Here is a 19,547-nt window from a genome sequence, read left to right as displayed (position 1 = left end):
AATGGAGGGACATTGCGAGGATGAACCGATTCTGGGAAAATAATTTCGTTCAGCTTGCCGGATATATCAGTGTCGTTATTGTCTGTGTGATTTTATTTTTAGCTGTGTTTGAGCTTGTGACAAAGTATCGTAATTGGGAAGAAATAAAAAAAGGGAATATGGCTGTTGCGATGGCCACGGGTGGGAAAATATTCGGGATTGCAAATGTTTTTCGCCATTCCATTTTGCATAATGATTCTTTGCTTGCGATGGTAGGATGGGGTGTATGTGGTTTCTTTCTTCTACTCATAGGCTACTTTATATTTGAATTTTTGACGCCTCACTTTAAAATTGATGAGGAGATTGAAAAAGACAATCGGGCAGTTGGATTTATCTCTATGGTCATCTCTATCGGTCTATCCTATGTCATCGGCGCAGCTTTATTATGATAAGGGAGTAGTGAAGCGATGGAAACTTTAGCAAAAGTGCTACTTGTGCTGGGCGGAGGATTTTTCGCCATTGGCGTCATTTATTTACTTTTTCTTGCTTGATTTAATTTGAAAAAACTTCCTTATGTACAGGAAGTTTTTTTCATGAATAGCTAGACAAATAGGAGAGAAATTCAAATGAAAAAAGAATGGACAAACCTGCAAAAGACAGGGCTTTTCCTTGTGATTGCTGTGCTGTTTACAGATATGATCATGTATAGTTTACTTGTGCCGATTACACCTTATATTGATGAAACGTATCAACCAACAGCAACGATGATGGGCGTGTTATTTAGTACATATGCTGTAGGATTATTAATTGCCACTCCTTTTTTGGGACGATTATCGGATAAGATCGGTCGAAAAATCCCCATGCTTCTAGGAATTTTCACACTTATTATTTCCACGTTATTATTTATTGTCTCAGATCATATGTGGATGTTAATTATTGCTCGCTTTATACAAGGCGTGGCTGCAGGGGCATCATGGACAGCGGGCTTTGCCTTGCTTGCCGATTTATTTCCAGGGAAAAGCAGAGGACCCGTTATGGGGTTTGCGTTAACTGGTGTGTCCGCAGGAACGCTGCTTGGTGCGCCTGTTGGCGGCTGGTTGTTTAATCTCGGTGGTTATCAATTGCCGTTTCTTGTGACGATTGTGTGCAATGTGTTTATTTTTCTTGTGACGTTGTTTTTATTAAAAGAACCTAAACGTACGCCTTCTAAAACACAAAGCGGAACGTTTTCCTTGTTAAGAGTGAAAGAAGTCAGGTGGATTGCAGCTGTAATCTTGATCGGTGAAGGAATTGTAACGATGCTAGAACCTGTGCTCCCAGTGTATGCCGCTAACTATTTAAGTATGGATGCGCAAGCAATCGGCTTGTTTTTCGGTGTCATGACCATTTCTTATGGTGCATTTTCGCCGATTTCAGGATCGCTCTCTAGCAAATATGATCCCTATAAAATTATGATCATCGGTTTATTTTTTATGGCGTTAGCGTTGCCGTTTCTTGTGATCAGTACATCTGTTTGGGTGCTAGTATTCGCTGGTATAGCGCTTGGAGGAGCAACTGGTTTTGCTCTTTCTCCCACTCTTTCGGCATTAGGAAAAGTTGTAGATGACAATGGTGGCGATGGGGATGAATATGGGACTGCGTACGCGTTGTTTAATATGCTTTTTGCTTCCGCTATGATCATCGGACCTATGCTTGGCGGTGCCCTAACTGATGTAATGGCTGTTCCAAATGCTGTATATATCTCCAGCTTGTTGATGATTATTGCAGCTGGAATGCTTATACGATTAATGAAAAGGCAGAAAAATCATATGCGCAGTGAATGAAAAGCTACAATTGTTGTCGATTGCTCGGCATAAGTATGGATTCGTCGATACTTATGCTGAGCAATCGGCTTTTTTTATCCTTCGCTTTTAAATTTCCAACATTGGAAATTCGTTCATATATAGTTCATATTATTGCGGTATGATGGAATAAAAAATGGGAGGAATAAATTCATGGTGCGGATCTTAGTTGCTGAGGATGATCCTAATATTCAACGGTTGTTAAAGATTTATTTAGAACCTGAGGGATTCGATGTTATTGAAGCTTATGATGGTAAAGAAGCTCTTGATAAAATATTTGAACTTCAGCCTGAATTACTTGTGTTAGATATTATGATGCCGAAAATGGATGGGATCGAAGTTTGTAAGGAAGTGCGCACTTTTTCACAGTTACCGATTTTAATGGTGACGGCAAGAGGAGAACGGATGGACAAATTAAACGGCTTTCAAAATGGTGCGGATGATTATATCGTTAAGCCATTTGATCCAATGGAGCTTCTCATGCGCGTGAAAGCGTTATTAAGAAGATACCGAATCAGCTGGTCTCACCATCTTCAGCTTGGGCAAGTACTACTTGATAAATTAGCCTTGACCGTCTCTATGGACAGCCAATCTATTGTGCTGCCGCAAAAGGAGTTTGAGTTATTATTCCGTTTAGCTAGCTACCCAGGAAAAATTTTCACTCGTGCTCAACTAATCGAGCAAATATGGGGAATGGACTATGAAGGAGATGAACGCACCGTTGATGTTCATATTAAACGAGTTCGTGAGCGAACGCGACAAATGAACGAGGATTTTAAAATTGTCACGGTCCGTGGGCTTGGATACCGTTTAGAAGTGATGTCATGAAAACGCTCTATACTAGAATCATCCTCATTTATATATTGACTTTTATTATCAGTCTAGTGGCTGCGGTCGTCACAGTGAGCTATTTAGTGGACAAAAAGTATAGCAGAGAACAAGAAAATCTAATGTTAGAGCAAGGACAGAGCTTTATACAGCTTTATAAATCTGTTCCTGATAAGGAGTTGTTAAAGAGTACCTATAATGGATTCCTTGAATCGCTTTATTTGCGTATTCAGTTATATGATGGAACAGGAGATATACAAGTATTTGGAAGTCAAAGAAAGGAAATAACAAAGATTTCCGATGAAATTGTGCAATCCGTTAAACAGGGGGATGTGTACAAAAGCGAGAAAGATATTTTTGGTTACATGACTGTAGGACTTCCGTTTACAGTTGATGGAGAGCCACATGCTGTATTTGTATATATTGATGACGGAGGTATGACAAAAGATCTTTATAAAATATTAAACATCGGATTGTTTGTAGCGATCATGCTTGGAGCGTTGTTGATTTTAGTTGTTTCTCGTTACATCGTTCACCCGCTTACAAAAATGACGGATGTCACAAAAAAATTGGCAAAAGGACAATTTGATGTTCAGCTACACTCAAAGCGGAAAGATGAAATCGGAACGCTTTCTAGGAGCATAGATGCGATGGCGAAAGACTTGAGCCGTCTCGAAGAAATGCGCCGCAACTTTATTTCGGATGTCTCTCATGAAGTTCAAACACCGCTCACTTCCATTCGCGGATTTTCAAAAGCGCTGAAGAGAGAAGGATTATCAGAAATGGAGCGAATCGAATTTAGTGAAGTGATTGAACAGGAAAGTGAACGCTTATCAAGGCTATGTCGCAATTTACTTAGTCTTGCTTCGTTAGAATCGGATCAGCATCCTTTTGATCCCACTTCATATGCCCTTGATGAACAAATTCGCGGTTTAATCTTGAAAACAGAGCCGCAATGGCTGGAGAAAGAATTGGAGCTAGAGATTAAATTGCCAAAAGCAACGATTGAAGCAGATCGCGATCTTCTATATCAAGTATGGATGAATTTATTACAAAACAGCATTAAATATAATCATCAAGGGGGAAAGATTCGAATTTGGCTGCGGCCAAAAGGCGAGCGAGTTCAGGTCGGTGTGGAGGATACGGGACCTGGGATAGCGGATGAAGATCAGCGTCATATTTTTGATCGTTTTTATCGGGCCGATTCTTCTAGGACAGAAAAGACAAGCCACGGCATTGGGCTATCTATTGTGAAGAGAATTGTGGATATACATCAAGGTGACATTCATGTAGACAGCCAAATTGGGTCTGGGAGCCGTTTCGTTATCACATTGCCTCTTAGACAAAAGAGATAATATTTTTACACAATTCCAATAATTGTTCATATTGAGTTCATATTCGCCTGTTATTTTTAGAGTGAGCTCATTAAATAAAGAGGAGGCCCATTGCAATGATACAATTGACAAAATGGAGTCTGAAAAATGGAATTGCTGTTTTCTTACTTTGTCTATTAGTTCTTGGAGGAGGAATATTTGCTTCTCGAACCATTCCGAAAGAAATTATGCCAGATGTTACTTACCCTGCCTTATTTGTTCAGGTTACAACCCCGAATGGTACATCAGCAGAAGTAAATGAGGAGCGGATCACGAAGCCATTTGAAGAGCAGTTGAATGCTAGTGCAGATGCAAAAAGCGTCATCAGTACCACATCGAGTCAAATGATTACGTTTCAAATTGAATACCCTTATGGCACAGATCTTGATAAATCATCCGCTAAGCTTGAATCCATTATTAGTGGACTATCACTTCCAGAATATACAGAGCACAACATCTTAACGACAGACAGCATGATGAACACGATTATGCAATTCGCTTTAACATCTGAGCAGCCAGACGAGTTACAAGCGTTTCTTAATGACACATTGATTCCTGAAATGAAGAAAACGGAAGGAATCGCCAGCATTGATGTAAGTGGAGAATCGGAAAATCAATGGCTCATTCAAGTAGATGAAAAGAAAGCACGCGAAAATGGGCTGACGCTACAAGCTATAAGAGAAGCGTTAGAAATGAAAAATAAAGATGTATCGATAGGGGCGATAGAGAGTGAAGGCAACACAATTCCTGTGAGCTTGAATCGCCAAATTCGCACCGTGGAAGAGTTGAAGAAGACCAAAATCACTCCCCCTTCTACACTTGGAACTCCGGCAACACCTGTGGAGCTTGGGGACATCGCTGAAATTGAAATGAAGAAAGAAGGGGAAGAGCTTTCTCGTTATAATGGTGAGACGGCTTTTGTGATCAATGTAACAAAAGAAAAGAATGGAAATACCGTAGAAATAACGAAGGCCGTTGACAAGCTGATTAACGAATATCAAAAGCAAGAGAACTATGAAGTGTTTCCAATTATGAATTTCGGAAACGAAATTGAGACATCGATCTCTAAGCTTGTCAAGGAAGGGTTATTTGGTGCTTTATTTACAGTCATCGTCATTGCTTTATTTTTAAGAAGCTTCCGAGCAACGATTATCTCGATCATTTCTTTGCCTGTTTCGATCTTTGTCACCATCTTTATTTTTGAAAAAATGGGATACAGCTTAAATGTCATGACCCTTGGTGGTCTGGCGGTGGCGATCGGACGAATTGTAGATGATAGTATCGTTGTTATTGAAAATATCGATCGTTGGCTGAAAGAACAAGGTGGGCAACTTCCGAAAAAAGAGATTGCTCGTAAAGCCACACAAGAGGTGATGAAGGCGATCGCTTCTTCTACGATTGTGACTTGTATCGTCTTTTTACCAATTGTTTTCGTTTCAGGCTTTACAGGTGAGCAATTCCGTCCATTCTCATTAGCGGTTGTCTTCTCTATTCTAGCTTCGTTCTTTGTTGCGATCATGTTAATTCCAATGCTTTCAAGCGTCTTTTTAAAGATGAAGCCGAAGAAAGAGAAAGAATCCAAGATCACTCGTTTTTATGAAAAAACGTTGCGCGGTGCTTTAAAAAGAAAATGGCTCGTGATCATGGCTTCACTGCTATTATTAGTCGGTTCATTTGCACTCGTTCCAATGATGGGCTTTTCTTTAATGCCATCTGAAAGCGGAACGTCAATGAAGATCGGCATGAAACTACCAGCCTCAGCAGAAATTGAGGATACGAATGCTGCTTCAGAAAAGGTAGAGAGCTATTTAGAAAGTCGAAAAGAAGTCGATTATAGCAGTGTCCAAGTTGGTCAATCTCTTGATCCAATGTCGATGCAAAGTAGTGAAAATGAAGCCGTTTTTATTGTGAAGCTAAAAGAAGGTTATAAGGCAGACGCCTTGCTTAAACCTTTTAAGAAAGATTTAGAAAACAAAGTGGCAACTGCTGAAATGACGGTGGAAGATTACTCTGCCATGATGGGTTCTGGGCCAGCAGGCAACGAAGTCAATGTAGAATTATATGGCAATAATTTTGCTGCACTGGAGAAAGCTTCTAATCAAGTAGAAGAACATTTAAAAGAAAATGATCAGTTGAAAAACATAAAAAATGAAATGACTGGTGCTCGTACAAAATGGGAAGTGGAAATTAATGACGAAGGGCGTAAAGCCAATGTGGATGCTACTCAGCTCATGGCGGCCATTCAAGAGCGTTTAGTTCCAGTTCAATTAATGGATTATGAATTAAATGATGAAACATATAGCCTCACACTTGAATATGACAAAAAAGTAGCAAGTAAAGAAGACTTATTAAACTTAAAAGTGTTAACCATGAACGGTGAAAAAGCTTTAAAAGATATCGCTGAGCTGAAAGAAGTGAAAACACCGGTAGAAATTAAACATGAAGACGGTCAAGCATTAGCTAAAGTAACGGCCACGGTCAAAGGTCAGAACGTATTAGAAGAGACTAAAAAGATTGAAAAAGAAATGAAAGAGCTCTCTTTTGAAGATGGTGTGACACTAAAAACAGGCGGAGCGAATGAGGAAATCAATCAAGAATTTTCTAAAATGATCGTAGCGATGCTGATGGCTATTGGCTTAGTATTTATCGTGCTGTGTGCGACGTTCCAAGGAATATTAACGCCGATTGTGATTTTAACATCCATTCTCTTTGTACCGATCGGTTCATTTAGCTTGTTGCTACTAACGGGTCAACCTTTATCTTTAAGCTCCATGATCGGATTATTGATGTTGATTGGGGTTGTTGTCACAAATGCGGTCGTTTTACTTGACCGTGTGGAAACGAATCGAAAGAATGGAATGGATGTAACAGAGGCACTAGTTGAAGCAGGAAAAGTGCGCCTTCGTCCGATTGTGATGACAGCCGTTGCCACCATTTGTGCGCTCATTCCACTTGCTTTATCTAGCGATACTGAATCCGTATCAGCCGCGCTTATTTCAAAAGGGTTAGCCATCACAGTCATTGGTGGATTGACGACTTCTACCATACTAACACTTATTGTCGTCCCTTCTATCTATAAAGCGGTTAAACGCGATCGAAAAAAAGTAACGCGTAACAAAAGGAAAACGGCTTAATAGAAGCAATTTGATTGCAAAACAGCTTGGCTTCTCCGCCGCACGTAATGATGGTGGAGAAGTCGAGTTTCTTTATCCCGCATTAACGGGCTGTAAGACCCCCACCTCAACATGGCAGAAGGAGCGTAGCCGTGTAGGTGGGGGATCAACAGCCCAAATCCAGCTGCGGGCGTTAGAGGCTCGAGGTCACAAGTCAAATCGCTGATGAGGCAAAGAACGCCTCTTCAGTGATTCGCCTTGTGCTTGTCGCCTCTGAACAAACGCCCTCCGCTTTTTAAAGTAAACGCCCGATCCATTCGGGCCTGCACGATGCAGGTTACAAAGGCGTTGCAACAGGACGTTGCGACTTTAGCCTTTGTTTCTCTTTTCATCAGTGGGGGATGAAGAAAACCCCCACTGATTGAAGTTTCACTTTATATTTAGTGAAAAATGCAAGCTAAGAATGATTGGCATCGATGATAAAAATGCATTATAATTAATTTAGAATATTTTAAATATTCTAAATTAATTAGGAGGGATGGAGATGACGGATAAGAGGTGGCTTTCGCAATATCCAGAGGAGATACCAACGACTTTGACGTATAAAGAGCAACCCGTTCAACAGTATTTAACAAAGGCAGCGAATGATTACCCTAATAAAATAGCCATACATTTCTTAGGAAAAGAATTGACGTTTACAGAAGTGTATGAGTCTGCTTTAAAACTAGCTCGCTATTTACAAAAGCTAGGGGTAGAAAAAGGAGACCGAGTAGCGATTATGCTGCCCAATGGCCCACAAGCCGTGATTAGCTATTTCGGTGTATTGTATGCTGGGGGAATTGTTGTTCAAACGAATCCATTGTATACAGAAAGAGAGATTGAATACCAAATGCAGGACTCCGGTTCTAAAGTCATGATCACTCTTGATATTCTCTATCCGCGTGTCCGCAGTGTTTGGGCAAACACAAATCTTGAACATCTAATTGTAACCGCTGTCAAAGATTACTTGCCTTTTCCGAAAAACATCATCTATCCTTACATTCAGAAGAAACAAACAGGTCTCGTCGTTCACATCGAAGAACGAGGAATCAATCATGAATTCAAAAAAATAATAGCTAATGAAACAGCAGAAGAAATAGAGATTCCACTGAATTTTGAAGAAGATCTTGCCTTGCTTCAATATACCGGTGGGACGACAGGGTTTCCAAAAGGTGTGATGCTCACGCATAAAAATTTAGTCTCGAATGCGACGATGTGTGATGCTTGGCTGTACAAATGCAAGCATGGAGAAGAAGTGGTGCTTGGCATTATCCCTTTCTTTCATGTGTATGGCATGACAACTGTGATGATCTTATCCATTATGCAAGGGTACAAAATGGTGTTGTTGCCTAAGTTTGATCCGAAAACGACACTGAAGACGATTGAGAAACAAAAAGCGACACTTTTTCCAGGAGCTCCAACGATATATATCGCGTTATTGAATGACCCGGATTTGCCAAAATATGATCTCTCCTCCATCCATGGTTGCTTGAGCGGTTCCGCTCCGTTACCAGTCGAGGTACAGCAGAAATTTGAAAAAATCACGGGTGGTAAATTGGTAGAAGGATATGGTTTGTCAGAAACGTCCCCTATTGTTCACGGCAATTTCCTTTGGGATGGCGAACGGGTGAAAGGAAGTATTGGTGTTCCGTGGCCGGATACGGATGCTGGTATCATTTCCATGCAAACAGGAGAATTTCTACCACCTCATGAAGTAGGGGAAATTGTCGTGAAAGGGCCGCAAATTATGAAAGGCTATTGGAATCGTCCAGAAGAGACGGAAATGGCATTTAAAGATGGCTGGTTTTTAACGGGAGATATTGGTTACATGGATGACAAAGGCTATTTTTATGTCGTTGACCGCAAGAAAGATATGATTATTGCAGGTGGATATAATATTTATCCGCGTGAAGTGGAAGAAATACTATATGAGCATGAAGCGATTCAAGAAACAGTCGTTGCTGGCGTACCGGATCCTTACCGCGGAGAAACTGTTAAGGCGTACGTCGTATTGAAGGAAGGATATGAAGTAACGGAAGAGGAAATAAACGCGTTCGCTAGAGATCATCTCGCTCCTTATAAAGTGCCAAAAATTTATGAATTTCGAAAAGAACTGCCAAAAACAGCTGTCGGAAAAATTTTGCGGCGTGCACTAGTAGACGAAGAAAAAAAGAAATTAGAGAAAACGAGTTAACTGAAACAAGCTGCCCTCTTGACTATTTCAGAAAAAAAAGATAATATAGAATTATGAATGAATAGTCATTCATTTGTTGGTTAGGAGGGGCAGCTGTTGAAAAAAAACAAACCAAAATACCGCCAAATCATTGATGCAGCAGTCGTTGTGATTGCAGAGAACGGTTATCACCAAGCGCAAGTTTCTAAGATTGCGAAACAAGCAAGCGTAGCGGATGGTACGATTTATTTGTACTTTAAAAATAAAGACGATATATTAATTTCTTTGTTCCGGGAAAAAATGGGGGACTTTGTAGCAAAAATTCGAGAAGCTGTAGCAGGAAAATCGACAGCGGCGGAGAAGTTATTAGTGTTGGTAGAAAATCATTTTAAAATCTTGTCGGAAGATCCCCATTTAGCTGTCGTCACTCAGCTAGAGGTTCGCCAGTCGATCAAGGAGCTGCGCCTGCAAATTAATGCAGTGATCAAAGATTATTTGCTGTTAATAGATGATGTTTTAAAAGAGGGCGTACGTACGGGTGAGTTTAAGGGATCGTTAAATATCTTACTCGCTAGGCAAATGATTTTTGGGACGATGGATGAAACCGTTACCACTTGGGTGATGAATGATCAAAAATATGATCTCAAATCGCTTGCATCAGAAGTGGGAGACATGTTATTGAATGGATTTTCTGCCCGCTAAAGAATGGAATAAAGGGATGGTGAGAAAATGGAGTACATATCTTTGGAAAAAGTGGGCCGAGTGGCTGAAATCACAATTAAGCGTCCACCGGCCAATGCTTTATCTGGTGCATTGATTGAAGAAATCGATCATGTGTTAGATGAAATCGAAGCGGATCAAGATATTCGAGTCCTTCTACTGAAGGGAGAAGGTAGATTTTTCTCAGCTGGAGCCGATATTAAGGAGTTTACCTCCATCGAGACAGGAGAAGAGTTTTCACAGCTCGCTGCAAGAGGACAACGTGTATTCGAAAGAATTGAAACCTTTTCGAAACCAGTGATTGCCGCTATTCATGGGGCGGCACTTGGCGGTGGCTTAGAGTTAGCGATGAGCTGTCATATTCGACTGGTAACGGAAAAGGCCAAGCTTGGGTTGCCTGAGTTATCCCTTGGTCTTGTCCCTGGATTCGCTGGATCACAGCGTCTACCGCGATATGTAGGCATGGCGAAAGCGGCAGAAATGCTGTTGACAAGTGAGCCGATTTCAGGAAAAGAAGCGGTTCAATGGGGTCTTGCCAACCACGCCTATGATGATGAAGAACTGTTGCCAAAAGCAAGGGAAATGGCAGCAAAAATAGCACAAAAAAGCCCAGTTAGCATCAAAGCAGCTATCGAGCTACTAAACTATTCAAAACACGCTGAATACTATAAAGGCGTGCAAAAGGAAGCGGATTCCTTCGGGGTTGTGTTTGTTTCAGAAGATGCGAAAGAAGGCATTCAAGCATTTATCGAAAAACGCCAGCCCGAATTTACAGGTCAATAATTTTTTTGTGAAAAATTTTCACAATCTTTTAAAAGCATAGAAAGTTAAGAATGCAGGAGGGGAAAATATGAACATCTACGTATTGTTAAAGAGAACATTTGATACAGAAGAAAAAATTTCCGTGGCTAACGGTGCGATTCAAGAAGACGGAGCAGAATTTATCATTAACCCATATGATGAGTATGCGGTTGAAGAAGCGATTCAAATCCGTGACGATAAAGGTGGCGAAGTAACTGTCGTTTCTGTCGGAACAGAAGAAAGTGAAAAGCAACTTCGCACAGCTCTTGCGATGGGCGCAGATAAAGCGGTTCTGATCAATATCGAGGACGACATTGAAGATGGAGATCAATTTACGACAGCTAAAATTTTGGCTGAGTATTTAAAAGATAAAGAGGCGGATTTGATCATCGCTGGTAACGTAGCAATCGACGGCGGTAGCGGTCAAGTAGGCCCTCGTGTAGCGGAACTATTAGACATTCCTTACGTGACAACCATTACAAACATTGAAATCGATGGCGAGACGGTAAACATTGTTCGTGACGTTGAAGGGGATTCCGAAAAAATCCAAACAGCGCTTCCTTTATTAGTGACAGCACAACAAGGATTAAATGAACCACGTTATCCATCTTTACCAGGAATTATGAAAGCGAAGAAAAAGCCACTGGAAGAATTAGAGCTTGATGATTTAGATCTAGAGGAAGAAGATGTTGAAACAAAAACAAAAACAATTGACATTTTTCTACCGCCGAAAAAAGAAGCAGGTCGTGTACTAGAAGGCGATTTAAGCGATCAAGTAGCAGAACTTGTTAATGCATTGCATAAAGAAGCGAAAGTGATTTAACTGACAGGAGGGGACAAACATGGGAAAAAAAGTATTAGTATTAGGTGAAGTTCGTGACGGAGCATTAAGAAATGTATCTTTTGAAGCAATTGCAGCTGGAAAGAAAGTAGCAGAAGGCGGAGAAGTAGTTGGGGTATTACTAGGTGATTCTGTAAGCTCATACGCTGCGCAAATGATTCATTACGGTGCGGATCGAGTGGTGACGGTGGAAGATGAGAAGCTAGCTCAATACACATCTGACGGTTTCTCACAAGCGTTGTTAGCTGTTGTAGATCAAGAAAGTCCAGAGGGAATCGTCTTTGGTCATACAGCATTAGGGAAAGATTTATCACCGAAAATTGCAGCGAAGCTAGAAGCGGGCTTAATTTCTGATGCAACAGCTGTGGAAGAAGAGGGCGGAGAGATTGTCTTTACACGTCCGATTTATTCCGGAAAAGCATTTGAAAAGAAAGCAGTCAGCGAAGGAATTGTTCTTGCGACTGTTCGTCCAAACAATATTACACCGCTTGAAAAAGATGAATCTCGTTCAGGCGATGTATCATCGGCTTCTGCGAATATTAAAGATATTCGTACCATCATTCAAGAAGTGGTTCGTAAAACAAGCGAAGGTGTGGATCTATCAGAAGCGAAAGTTATCGTTGCTGGCGGACGCGGCGTGAAAAGTGAAGAGGGCTTTGGGCCATTAAAAGAGCTTGCCGACGTACTTGGCGGAGCGGTTGGTGCCTCTCGTGGAGCTTGTGATGCGGATTATTGTGATTACTCCTTACAAATTGGGCAAACAGGTAAAGTCGTTACACCTGACCTGTATATCGCTTGCGGAATTTCTGGAGCAATCCAGCATTTAGCTGGAATGTCTAACTCAAAGGTGATTGTAGCGATCAATAAAGATCCAGAGGCAAGCATCTTTAGTGTAGCTGACTACGGCATTGTTGGTGATCTTTTTGACGTCGTACCAATGCTAACAGAAGAATTTAAAAAATTAAAAGTTGTTTCTTCTTAATGTGATCAGAAGCTGCTAGTCCAATATAGACTAGCAGCTTTTTCATGGTCTACGAACATCGATTCTAGGTATATAATCAATTTCGATGGGCAAAGTAGTTTTAAAGCAAAAAATTCGCATCATGTTATAAACGATGATATACTATCCATAGTATATCGTTATTTTAGGAGGTAATTTTCAATGGCAATTGTAAATGCAACTGATCAATCATTCTCAACTGAAACAGAAAACGGGCTTGTCCTTGTAGACTTCTGGGCTCCTTGGTGCGGACCTTGTAAAATGATTGCTCCAGTACTTGAAGAGCTAGATGCTGAATTAAACGGCAAAGCAAAAGTCGTGAAAGTCGATGTAGATGATAACCAAGAAACAGCTGGAAAGTTCGGTGTAATGAGCATTCCAACTCTTATTCTTTTCAAAGATGGCCAACCAGTGGATAAAGTGATTGGTTTCCAACCGAAAGAAGCATTAGCTGAATTAATTAATAAACATGCTTAATGAAATACATAAGCGCCTTCTGTTATAGACAGAGGGCGTTTTTTTAATTGATAGAAAATGACCATTGACTATGAGAATCATTCTCTACTATAATGTGTTTATGTTGAAATCGATTATCAATCAATAATGTGATCTTGGAGGAATAAGCATGAAAAAGAGAGAGTTACAAGCGGTATTTGCTTCATTTTTAGTAGCGGGGACGGTTCTAGCTGGCTGTGGAGGCACAGAAGAAGCACCGAAAGAAGAAAAAAAGCAAGAAGAAACAAAGCCGGCTGAGGAAGCGAAAGATCAAGAGCAAGCACCAGCTGAAACAAAAGGAGCTGTAGCGGCACAAATTGAGGCTCATCAAGTATTTTCTGCTGAAAAAGATAAGCTAAAAGAAGGCGGCGAAGTAGATTGGGCTGCTGTGGAAAAAGCTTATACAGAACAGCTGCAAGCGGCGATTAATGAAGTAAATGGGGAATACGCTCAAGGAATCGAAGCAGCGATTGAAGCGGGTAAAACAGGTGAGTTGGAACCGGTTGTTTCTATGCAATTGGTGGATAAATTAACACAATCTTATTTCTATCAAAAGCAAAAGCGTCTGCAAAAAGATGCGAGCGCGGCATTAGCTGAGAAGAAAACAGATGAAGCAAAAGCAATGTTTGGTGAGATTAAGCAATTAGCTGAAAACGTATTTATCCCAACAGCTGAAAAGCGCGATACATATTATGAGCTTTCTGGGGAAGATAGCGTGGCTGAAAATATTCGCAACGGTTTGAAAGTACAAGAAGAAGCATTAACAGCTGGAAATGCAGATGATTTCCAAGTATATGTTCAATTAACAGATAAATCAATTTATAAAGTGTACTACTTAGCAGCAAACGGCTATGCTGAGAAAATCGAAGCAGCGGTGGCTGAAGGAAAAGAAGACGAGTTAAAGATTATGCAAGCAGAAGGATACGGATTCCTTCAAGCGATTAAAGAATCTTTATCAGGCGGAAATGAAGAAGCGGCTAAGAAATTAGATGAATTATTCTCCCTTGATACGGATCCAAAAACAATCAAAGCTGCAGAAGTAAATAGTCTGTTTAATACAGCGATTATCGGCAAAATCACAAACTATCATCAAAAAGTACCAGAAGCGTTAGAAGCTAACAAAGCTCTCGATGCAAAAGTTGAAGCGTTAGAAGCTAACATGTTCATGAACATGATTGACCTTCAATTAGAGAAACAGCTAGGTGAAGAAAAAACTGCTGAACTGCATGAAAAAGCAGAAAAATGGTTTGAAGCTGTTGCCAATGGAAAAGCAGATGAAGCGAAAGCATTAAGCGAAGAAATTATGTCTGGAGTTAACCAGATTAAATAAGACATGGAAACAGGAAGCCGTTTTTTAAAAAAAGCGGCTTTTCTATTTTTCTTTTAAACTGTGATACAATGACGTGTGACGTTGAAATAGAAAGAGTGAAAAAAGATGAAAATTGTAATCACAGGTGGTGCAGGATTTATTGGGATGCACACAGCGACTCAGTTACTTAAAGAGGGGCAAGAAGTGCATATCATTGATCATTTCCACCCGTATTATTCCCCAGTACGAAAGAAAAAGCATATAGAAGTTGTCAGTCAAGCGGGCTCAGTTCATTTTTATGAGCATAATTTACTTGATCGAGAGAAAACGGTAGAGCTCATCGGTCTAATACGTCCAGATGCGATCATTCATTTGGCCGCTTTACCAGGTGTGTCTTATTCACTGAAGGAGCCATTATTGTATGTGGATTATGATGTTAAGATAACAATTAATGTGCTTGAAGCAGCGGGAAAGGCAGATGTAAAGAAGGTTGTTTTCGCTTCTTCTTCTTCCGTATATGGTGAGCAGCCAGAGATTCCGTTAAATGAAGAGATGGCCAATGGACGAGTGATCTCCCCATATGCCGCTTCGAAATGGAGTGCGGAATCGTTTTGTCATGTATATGCTAGTCTTTATTCTTATTCGGTATCAATCCTCCGTTTTTTTACGGTGTATGGACCTTGGGGACGACCGGATATGGCGGTGGCAAAATTCATTAAACAAGCGATGAATGGTGAAACGATTGAGATTTATGGCAAGGGAAGCGGGCGTGATTATACGTATGTTGATGATGTCGTCAATGGCATCCTATTAAGCTTAAATGATCATCAAAACTATGCCGTTTGGAACATTGGAGCGGGTTCTCCGACAAGCATGACTCGGCTGTTAGAGCTACTGACAAAAGAGTTTCCGCAAATGGACATTCGCTACGGTGACCATCGAGTGGGGGATGTTTTTTCAACATGGGCCGATATTTCAAAAGCGAAACAGGAACTAGGATTTCAGCCAACCACTTCGATAGAAGAAGGAATCAAACGAACAATTGAGTGGGCGTATGAAAACAAAGCATATTTATAAAGGAATGAAAAGAGCGATTTCGTTATTGATCCTTGCGCTATTTTTCTGGTTATTGTATCAATACACTGATTGGTCTATGCTGGTGTCTTCTTTACAAACCGTGAGGCAGCACCCATGGTTGTTAGTTGGTGGTTTAGCAGTCTACGGTGCGTCATTTGTGGTTAAAGCCGTCGCGTGGAGATGGTATCTTGGTGGGCGCATTCGCTTTTCAACGGCATTGATCGGGATTTTATACAGTTTATTTGTCAATCACCTGCTTCCTGTGAAAGTAGGTGAGTTATTCCGGGCCTATGTCTGTAAAGAGCGAGAAGGTCAGGAATACTTTATGGCTTTACAGTCAGTTGCGATCATGAGAGGGTTTGATTTTTTCATTCTTATCGGAATTGCCTATGTGGGTCTGTATTGGCTACCCTTTCCGACGGAGTTTCCGCTCTTATTAATAGTCATCTTCACCTTAATAGGGGGACTATTGATCGTTGCCATCATACAGTGGAAAAAAGAATTCTTTCGCCGTCAATGGAAATTTTTTAAAGAGACATTTTGGCGAGTATCGACTATTCCTGTATTTGTGCTGATTTTGATTAGCTGGTTTATGGAAGCTGCGCTCGTTTGGGCAGTGGCGTTCGCTCTTGCTCATCCAATCACTTCCTTTCAAGCAGTATGGATCAATAGTATCACAATCGCTGGTCAAACCTTCCAAGTCACCCCTGGTGGCATTGCTAATTATGAAACGGTGATGTCACTCGCTTTTCGTACGGTTGGTAATACGGTAGAGTTTGGAATGACGGTTGCACTTATTACACATGCACTCAAGTTTATTTTCTCATTTGGAGCGGGAGCTGTTGTTTGGTTTATTCATCCGCTTCCATTTAAAAATGTTTTGTATATGAAAAAGAAAGGAGGCATTCGCCGATGAAAAGTGCATCAAAATTTGAAAAGTTTGCGGCACGTTGCTGGAATTTATTGAATGAAGGGAAGCCCTTCACACCTATTTTTGTCATTGGTACGATGCTCATTTATCATTTTTTTGACTTAGGACAAGTGGAACACTTAAAGGCTTTAGGCCTAGGGTTTTTGTTAGTGTTGCCGCTTTTTGTTCTTTATTTTATTTATGACTTTCCACTCTTTTTACGAAATTATTTGTGGATGCCATTCGTGGCCTTTTTGCTCATCGGAGGAACAGTTGACTTTTCTCTATTAGTCTTAGCTTTAGGTTTATACTTTTTCTTTACGGTCTTCTTTTGGGGGACGATTTATTACCATTTACGGATCGGAACAACACTTTGGAACTTTACTCGTTTTTGGAAGCTCGTGTTGAAAAATAGTGACTCGACTAGCGGAAATGCTCAAGAACAGCTACCGAAAGTGTTGCTATTGCTGATGCTTTGGCAGCAGTTTTTTGAACAAAGTGTAGCAGGTGTGGCCATCGATTGGGCTCGTCTTGGTTGGTTTTATGCAGGAGTGTTTCTATTTACTTTTATTCTGCATCGTTATTTATTCGATTGGAAGCCAAAACCATATGAACAATATGCAACAATGCCAGAAGCGGCTCCGGACCATCAAACCGATCGAGTGGTCGTGATTGTGATTGACGGTATGCGTAAAGAACGGTTTTATGAAGCGAACACACCTTATCTTGATTTTCTGAAGGAGAACGGCACAGAATATACCAATATGGAAACGGTCTATCCGGCTCGAACGGTCGTCTGTTTTTCTTCCATGTTTACAGGTACTTATCCATTTGAACATGGAATTAAGTCGAATATGGTATACAAGCTTGGCATCAAAACGGAAAGCATTTTCGATTCGCTAAGAAAGGTGGGCAAAAAAGGGCGTTTGCTTGGCATTGCTCATTTGGTCGATTCGATGGGGGATGATGTGGAAACAGTCACAGCTGTGATGAAAAATGACGAAGCAGATCCGAATATTATGAAGCGAGCAAAGAAAATTATGAAGGAGCAGGATCCAGATTTATTTATTGTTCAAATGATTGCGACGGATCAAACAGGGCATAGCCGCGGTGTTTTTTATGATGAGTATATTGAAAAAATTCAAGAAGCGGATGCACTTGTGAAAGATTTTGTTGAGTGGTTAGAAGCGGAAGGAAAGATGGACAATACGACATTGCTGGTTTGTGCGGACCACGGTCAAGCGGATGGCATTGGCGGACACGGTCACTTAGACGAAGGAGAACGATTTGTTCCATTCTTTATGTATGGCCCCAATATTAAGCGAGGGGAGAAAGTACAAGAAAAACGCAGCCTTGTTTCAATGGCGTCTACTCTTGCCTATATACTTGGCGCTCCGTTACCAGACCATGCCCGTGGACCTGTATTAGAAGAAGCATTTGTAGAAAAGAGGGACCAATCCATTGAATAAGAAGAAAATTGTTGTATTTTTGCCTGCTTACAATGAAGAGGAGTCGATTGCTGCTGTGATTAAAGAGGTGCCTCGGCAGTTTGATCTTTCGATTGATGTAGAGGTGCTAGTGATCAATGATGGATCAACGGACCGGACAGTGGAAGTCGCTCAAACAGCAGGAGCGGACCATATTGTGCATATGGAGAAAAACAGCGGACTAGGTGCCGCTGTTCGCCGTGGTTTGCAGGAATGCCTTCGTTTGCAAGCGGATATTGGCATAATGATTGATGCGGATGGTGAATATCCTGCCCGACAAATTCCGGAGTTGATTGAGCCAATCTTATCTGGAGAAGTGGACTACACGATGGGTTCAAGGTTTAAAGGAACGATTGATGGAATGAGAATTCATCGTCGCTTAGGGAACTACTGCTTTACTTTGCTGCAATCGATCTTGTTGCGCCAGTGGATTTATGACGGGCAATCGGGGATGCGAGCGTTTTCTAAAGCGGTAATGGAAGAAGCAGAAATCATTCATGATTATAATTACGCCCAGGTTGTCACACTTAATATTGTTCGGAAAGGCTTTCGAATGAAAGAAGTACCGATTGAGTATCAAGTCCGCACAACCGGTCAGTCATTTATTAAGTTTAAATCGTATATGATGAATGTGTTACCAGCCATTTATAAAGAAATGAGACGGCCCGTACAAAAAGTTGAACAGCCCAAAAAATATATAGCCACAAAAAACTAAACATTTGTGGCTAAAAATGATTGACAATAAAATTGATAATCATTATCATCAAAGAGACAGGAGGCGCGGAAATGAAAAAAACTTCTCTTTTTTTAAGTTTTATATTGGTTATTGTACTCAATTCTTTTGCTTTTCCTCTAAATACAGCGGCCTATTCTTATGGTGATCCGAATGAAGAGAAAATGGCAGAAGCATATAAGGAGCTAACAGTCCATCTCGAAAATGATGACTGGGGAAAAGTGCAAGAAGTATATAATACATACGAAAAAGACTTCAACTTATATTTTAAGAAAACGGTACCGGATATAGAAAAAGCGATTGAGAATAAAGATAAAGAGCTGATGCGTCGTAGCTGGCAAGCGGCTATGCGCTTAAATATTGAACGGCGTCTTCATTTTGCCCAAGAACAATTTGATGATTATGGTCAAGCGAAATTGCTGTTGGCGAAAGCGCGTGGGACGTTCACTGTTTTAGAGCCAGAGATGGTGAAAAAAACCGATCAGGAAACGGTAGACAGTATTTACAAAGCATTTGATGATTCCTTGAAAGCATTAGGTAACCCTGGGTTGTTTGGGATAGGTGACCAGCAAAATGATCCAGAAACATTTACAAAACAAACTCAATTTATTATTGATGAAATTCAGCCGGTTTTTCCAATTGTTTCGGAAGAACAAGATAGCAGTCATTTAACAAAAGAAAATTTAGATTTTCTTGATCAAATGCAAGAAGAGGCAGCATCTAGCTTTTGGTTCTGGTTATCTGTTGGGCTCGTTGCTTTATTAATATTGATGATTGTTATTAACAAACGTAGACAAAAGAAGTTGTAGGAAAAGGAGCAGGGGGAGT

The 19,547-nt window shown here is 40.7% G+C and carries 17 protein-coding genes; all 17 read left to right on the top strand.

Annotation, left to right across the window (positions count from 1 at the left end):
* Positions 1–20: 20 nt before the first annotated feature.
* The 17 genes from WDJ61_RS13390 (at position 21) to WDJ61_RS13310 (ending at position 19,528) form a co-directional block, all read left to right on the top strand.
* Positions 21–428, top strand: coding sequence for a DUF350 domain-containing protein (locus tag WDJ61_RS13390; RefSeq protein ID WP_338750532.1), 408 nt, complete (start codon positions 21–23; stop codon positions 426–428).
* Between the two features lie 177 nt (positions 429–605).
* A complete protein-coding gene (locus WDJ61_RS13385; RefSeq protein WP_338750531.1) occupies positions 606–1,802 on the top strand; it encodes an MFS transporter in 1,197 nt (398 codons plus the stop codon).
* A 171-nt stretch (positions 1,803–1,973) separates the two neighbouring features.
* Positions 1,974–2,648 carry a response regulator transcription factor gene (locus tag WDJ61_RS13380; protein WP_338750529.1) on the top strand — a complete coding sequence of 225 codons (675 nt, stop codon included), beginning with the start codon at positions 1,974–1,976 and terminating at the stop codon, positions 2,646–2,648.
* Positions 2,645–4,003: a HAMP domain-containing sensor histidine kinase gene (locus WDJ61_RS13375; protein ID WP_338750527.1), complete on the top strand. Its 1,359-nt coding sequence runs from the start codon at positions 2,645–2,647 to the stop codon at positions 4,001–4,003. The genes WDJ61_RS13380 and WDJ61_RS13375 overlap by 4 nt, the downstream gene beginning before the upstream one ends.
* Before the next feature lie 95 nt (positions 4,004–4,098).
* Positions 4,099–7,155, top strand: coding sequence for an efflux RND transporter permease subunit (locus tag WDJ61_RS13370; RefSeq protein WP_338750526.1), 3,057 nt, complete (start codon positions 4,099–4,101; stop codon positions 7,153–7,155).
* A 523-nt stretch (positions 7,156–7,678) separates the two neighbouring features.
* Positions 7,679–9,367: a long-chain-fatty-acid--CoA ligase gene (locus tag WDJ61_RS13365; protein ID WP_338750525.1), complete on the top strand. Its 1,689-nt coding sequence runs from the start codon at positions 7,679–7,681 to the stop codon at positions 9,365–9,367.
* A 96-nt stretch (positions 9,368–9,463) separates the two neighbouring features.
* Positions 9,464–10,048 carry a TetR/AcrR family transcriptional regulator gene (locus tag WDJ61_RS13360; protein WP_338750524.1) on the top strand — a complete coding sequence of 195 codons (585 nt, stop codon included), beginning with the start codon at positions 9,464–9,466 and terminating at the stop codon, positions 10,046–10,048.
* Between the two features lie 27 nt (positions 10,049–10,075).
* Positions 10,076–10,849: an enoyl-CoA hydratase gene (locus WDJ61_RS13355; RefSeq protein ID WP_338750523.1), complete on the top strand. Its 774-nt coding sequence runs from the start codon at positions 10,076–10,078 to the stop codon at positions 10,847–10,849.
* A gap of 67 nt (positions 10,850–10,916) precedes the next feature.
* Complete coding sequence (locus tag WDJ61_RS13350; RefSeq protein ID WP_338750522.1) at positions 10,917–11,690, top strand: electron transfer flavoprotein subunit beta/FixA family protein; 774 nt, start codon at positions 10,917–10,919, stop codon at positions 11,688–11,690.
* A gap of 19 nt (positions 11,691–11,709) precedes the next feature.
* Positions 11,710–12,690, top strand: coding sequence for an electron transfer flavoprotein subunit alpha/FixB family protein (locus WDJ61_RS13345; protein ID WP_338750521.1), 981 nt, complete (start codon positions 11,710–11,712; stop codon positions 12,688–12,690).
* Between the two features lie 180 nt (positions 12,691–12,870).
* Positions 12,871–13,185, top strand: a complete 315-nt coding sequence (gene trxA / locus WDJ61_RS13340) for a thioredoxin (protein WP_338750519.1) — start codon at positions 12,871–12,873, stop codon at positions 13,183–13,185.
* A 148-nt stretch (positions 13,186–13,333) separates the two neighbouring features.
* Positions 13,334–14,533 (top strand): hypothetical protein, encoded by a 1,200-nt coding sequence (locus WDJ61_RS13335; protein WP_338750517.1) that lies wholly within the window; start codon positions 13,334–13,336, stop codon positions 14,531–14,533.
* Between the two features lie 105 nt (positions 14,534–14,638).
* The gene (locus WDJ61_RS13330) at positions 14,639–15,589 is read left to right on the top strand and encodes an NAD-dependent epimerase/dehydratase family protein (protein ID WP_338750515.1); all 951 of its coding nucleotides are present in this window, start codon (positions 14,639–14,641) and stop codon (positions 15,587–15,589) included.
* Positions 15,567–16,505 carry a lysylphosphatidylglycerol synthase transmembrane domain-containing protein gene (locus WDJ61_RS13325; RefSeq protein WP_338750514.1) on the top strand — a complete coding sequence of 313 codons (939 nt, stop codon included), beginning with the start codon at positions 15,567–15,569 and terminating at the stop codon, positions 16,503–16,505. The genes WDJ61_RS13330 and WDJ61_RS13325 overlap by 23 nt, the downstream gene beginning before the upstream one ends.
* A complete protein-coding gene (locus WDJ61_RS13320; RefSeq protein WP_338750512.1) occupies positions 16,502–17,968 on the top strand; it encodes an alkaline phosphatase family protein in 1,467 nt (488 codons plus the stop codon). Before WDJ61_RS13325 ends, WDJ61_RS13320 begins: the two co-directional genes overlap by 4 nt.
* Positions 17,961–18,701 carry a glycosyltransferase family 2 protein gene (locus WDJ61_RS13315; RefSeq protein ID WP_338750510.1) on the top strand — a complete coding sequence of 247 codons (741 nt, stop codon included), beginning with the start codon at positions 17,961–17,963 and terminating at the stop codon, positions 18,699–18,701. The genes WDJ61_RS13320 and WDJ61_RS13315 overlap by 8 nt, the downstream gene beginning before the upstream one ends.
* Before the next feature lie 71 nt (positions 18,702–18,772).
* Positions 18,773–19,528: a hypothetical protein gene (locus WDJ61_RS13310; RefSeq protein WP_338750508.1), complete on the top strand. Its 756-nt coding sequence runs from the start codon at positions 18,773–18,775 to the stop codon at positions 19,526–19,528.
* Positions 19,529–19,547 lie beyond the last annotated feature (19 nt).

This window comes from Bacillus sp. FJAT-52991 (genome assembly GCF_037201805.1).
GTDB lineage: Bacteria > Bacillota > Bacilli > Bacillales > Domibacillaceae > Bacillus_CE > Bacillus_CE kandeliae.
The sequence above is the reverse complement of the archived record's forward strand: the minus strand, read 5'-3'. Positions and strand labels throughout refer to the sequence as shown.

Excerpts from the sequence above, each read along its gene's own strand:
- WDJ61_RS13320 (WP_338750512.1), top strand. The coding sequence starts at position 16,502 with ATGAAAAGTGCATCAAAATTTGAAAAGTTTGCGGCACGTTGCTGGAAT.
- WDJ61_RS13380 (WP_338750529.1), top strand. The coding sequence starts at position 1,974 with ATGGTGCGGATCTTAGTTGCTGAGGATGATCCTAATATTCAACGGTTG.
- WDJ61_RS13325 (WP_338750514.1), top strand. The coding sequence starts at position 15,567 with ATGAAAACAAAGCATATTTATAAAGGAATGAAAAGAGCGATTTCGTTA.
- WDJ61_RS13330 (WP_338750515.1), top strand. The coding sequence starts at position 14,639 with ATGAAAATTGTAATCACAGGTGGTGCAGGATTTATTGGGATGCACACA.
- WDJ61_RS13390 (WP_338750532.1), top strand. The coding sequence starts at position 21 with ATGAACCGATTCTGGGAAAATAATTTCGTTCAGCTTGCCGGATATATC.
- WDJ61_RS13370 (WP_338750526.1), top strand. The coding sequence starts at position 4,099 with ATGATACAATTGACAAAATGGAGTCTGAAAAATGGAATTGCTGTTTTC.
- WDJ61_RS13335 (WP_338750517.1), top strand. The coding sequence starts at position 13,334 with ATGAAAAAGAGAGAGTTACAAGCGGTATTTGCTTCATTTTTAGTAGCG.
- WDJ61_RS13355 (WP_338750523.1), top strand. The coding sequence starts at position 10,076 with ATGGAGTACATATCTTTGGAAAAAGTGGGCCGAGTGGCTGAAATCACA.
- WDJ61_RS13350 (WP_338750522.1), top strand. The coding sequence starts at position 10,917 with ATGAACATCTACGTATTGTTAAAGAGAACATTTGATACAGAAGAAAAA.
- WDJ61_RS13365 (WP_338750525.1), top strand. The coding sequence starts at position 7,679 with ATGACGGATAAGAGGTGGCTTTCGCAATATCCAGAGGAGATACCAACG.
- WDJ61_RS13375 (WP_338750527.1), top strand. The coding sequence starts at position 2,645 with ATGAAAACGCTCTATACTAGAATCATCCTCATTTATATATTGACTTTT.
- WDJ61_RS13345 (WP_338750521.1), top strand. The coding sequence starts at position 11,710 with ATGGGAAAAAAAGTATTAGTATTAGGTGAAGTTCGTGACGGAGCATTA.
- WDJ61_RS13310 (WP_338750508.1), top strand. The coding sequence starts at position 18,773 with ATGAAAAAAACTTCTCTTTTTTTAAGTTTTATATTGGTTATTGTACTC.
- trxA (WP_338750519.1), top strand. The coding sequence starts at position 12,871 with ATGGCAATTGTAAATGCAACTGATCAATCATTCTCAACTGAAACAGAA.
- WDJ61_RS13385 (WP_338750531.1), top strand. The coding sequence starts at position 606 with ATGAAAAAAGAATGGACAAACCTGCAAAAGACAGGGCTTTTCCTTGTG.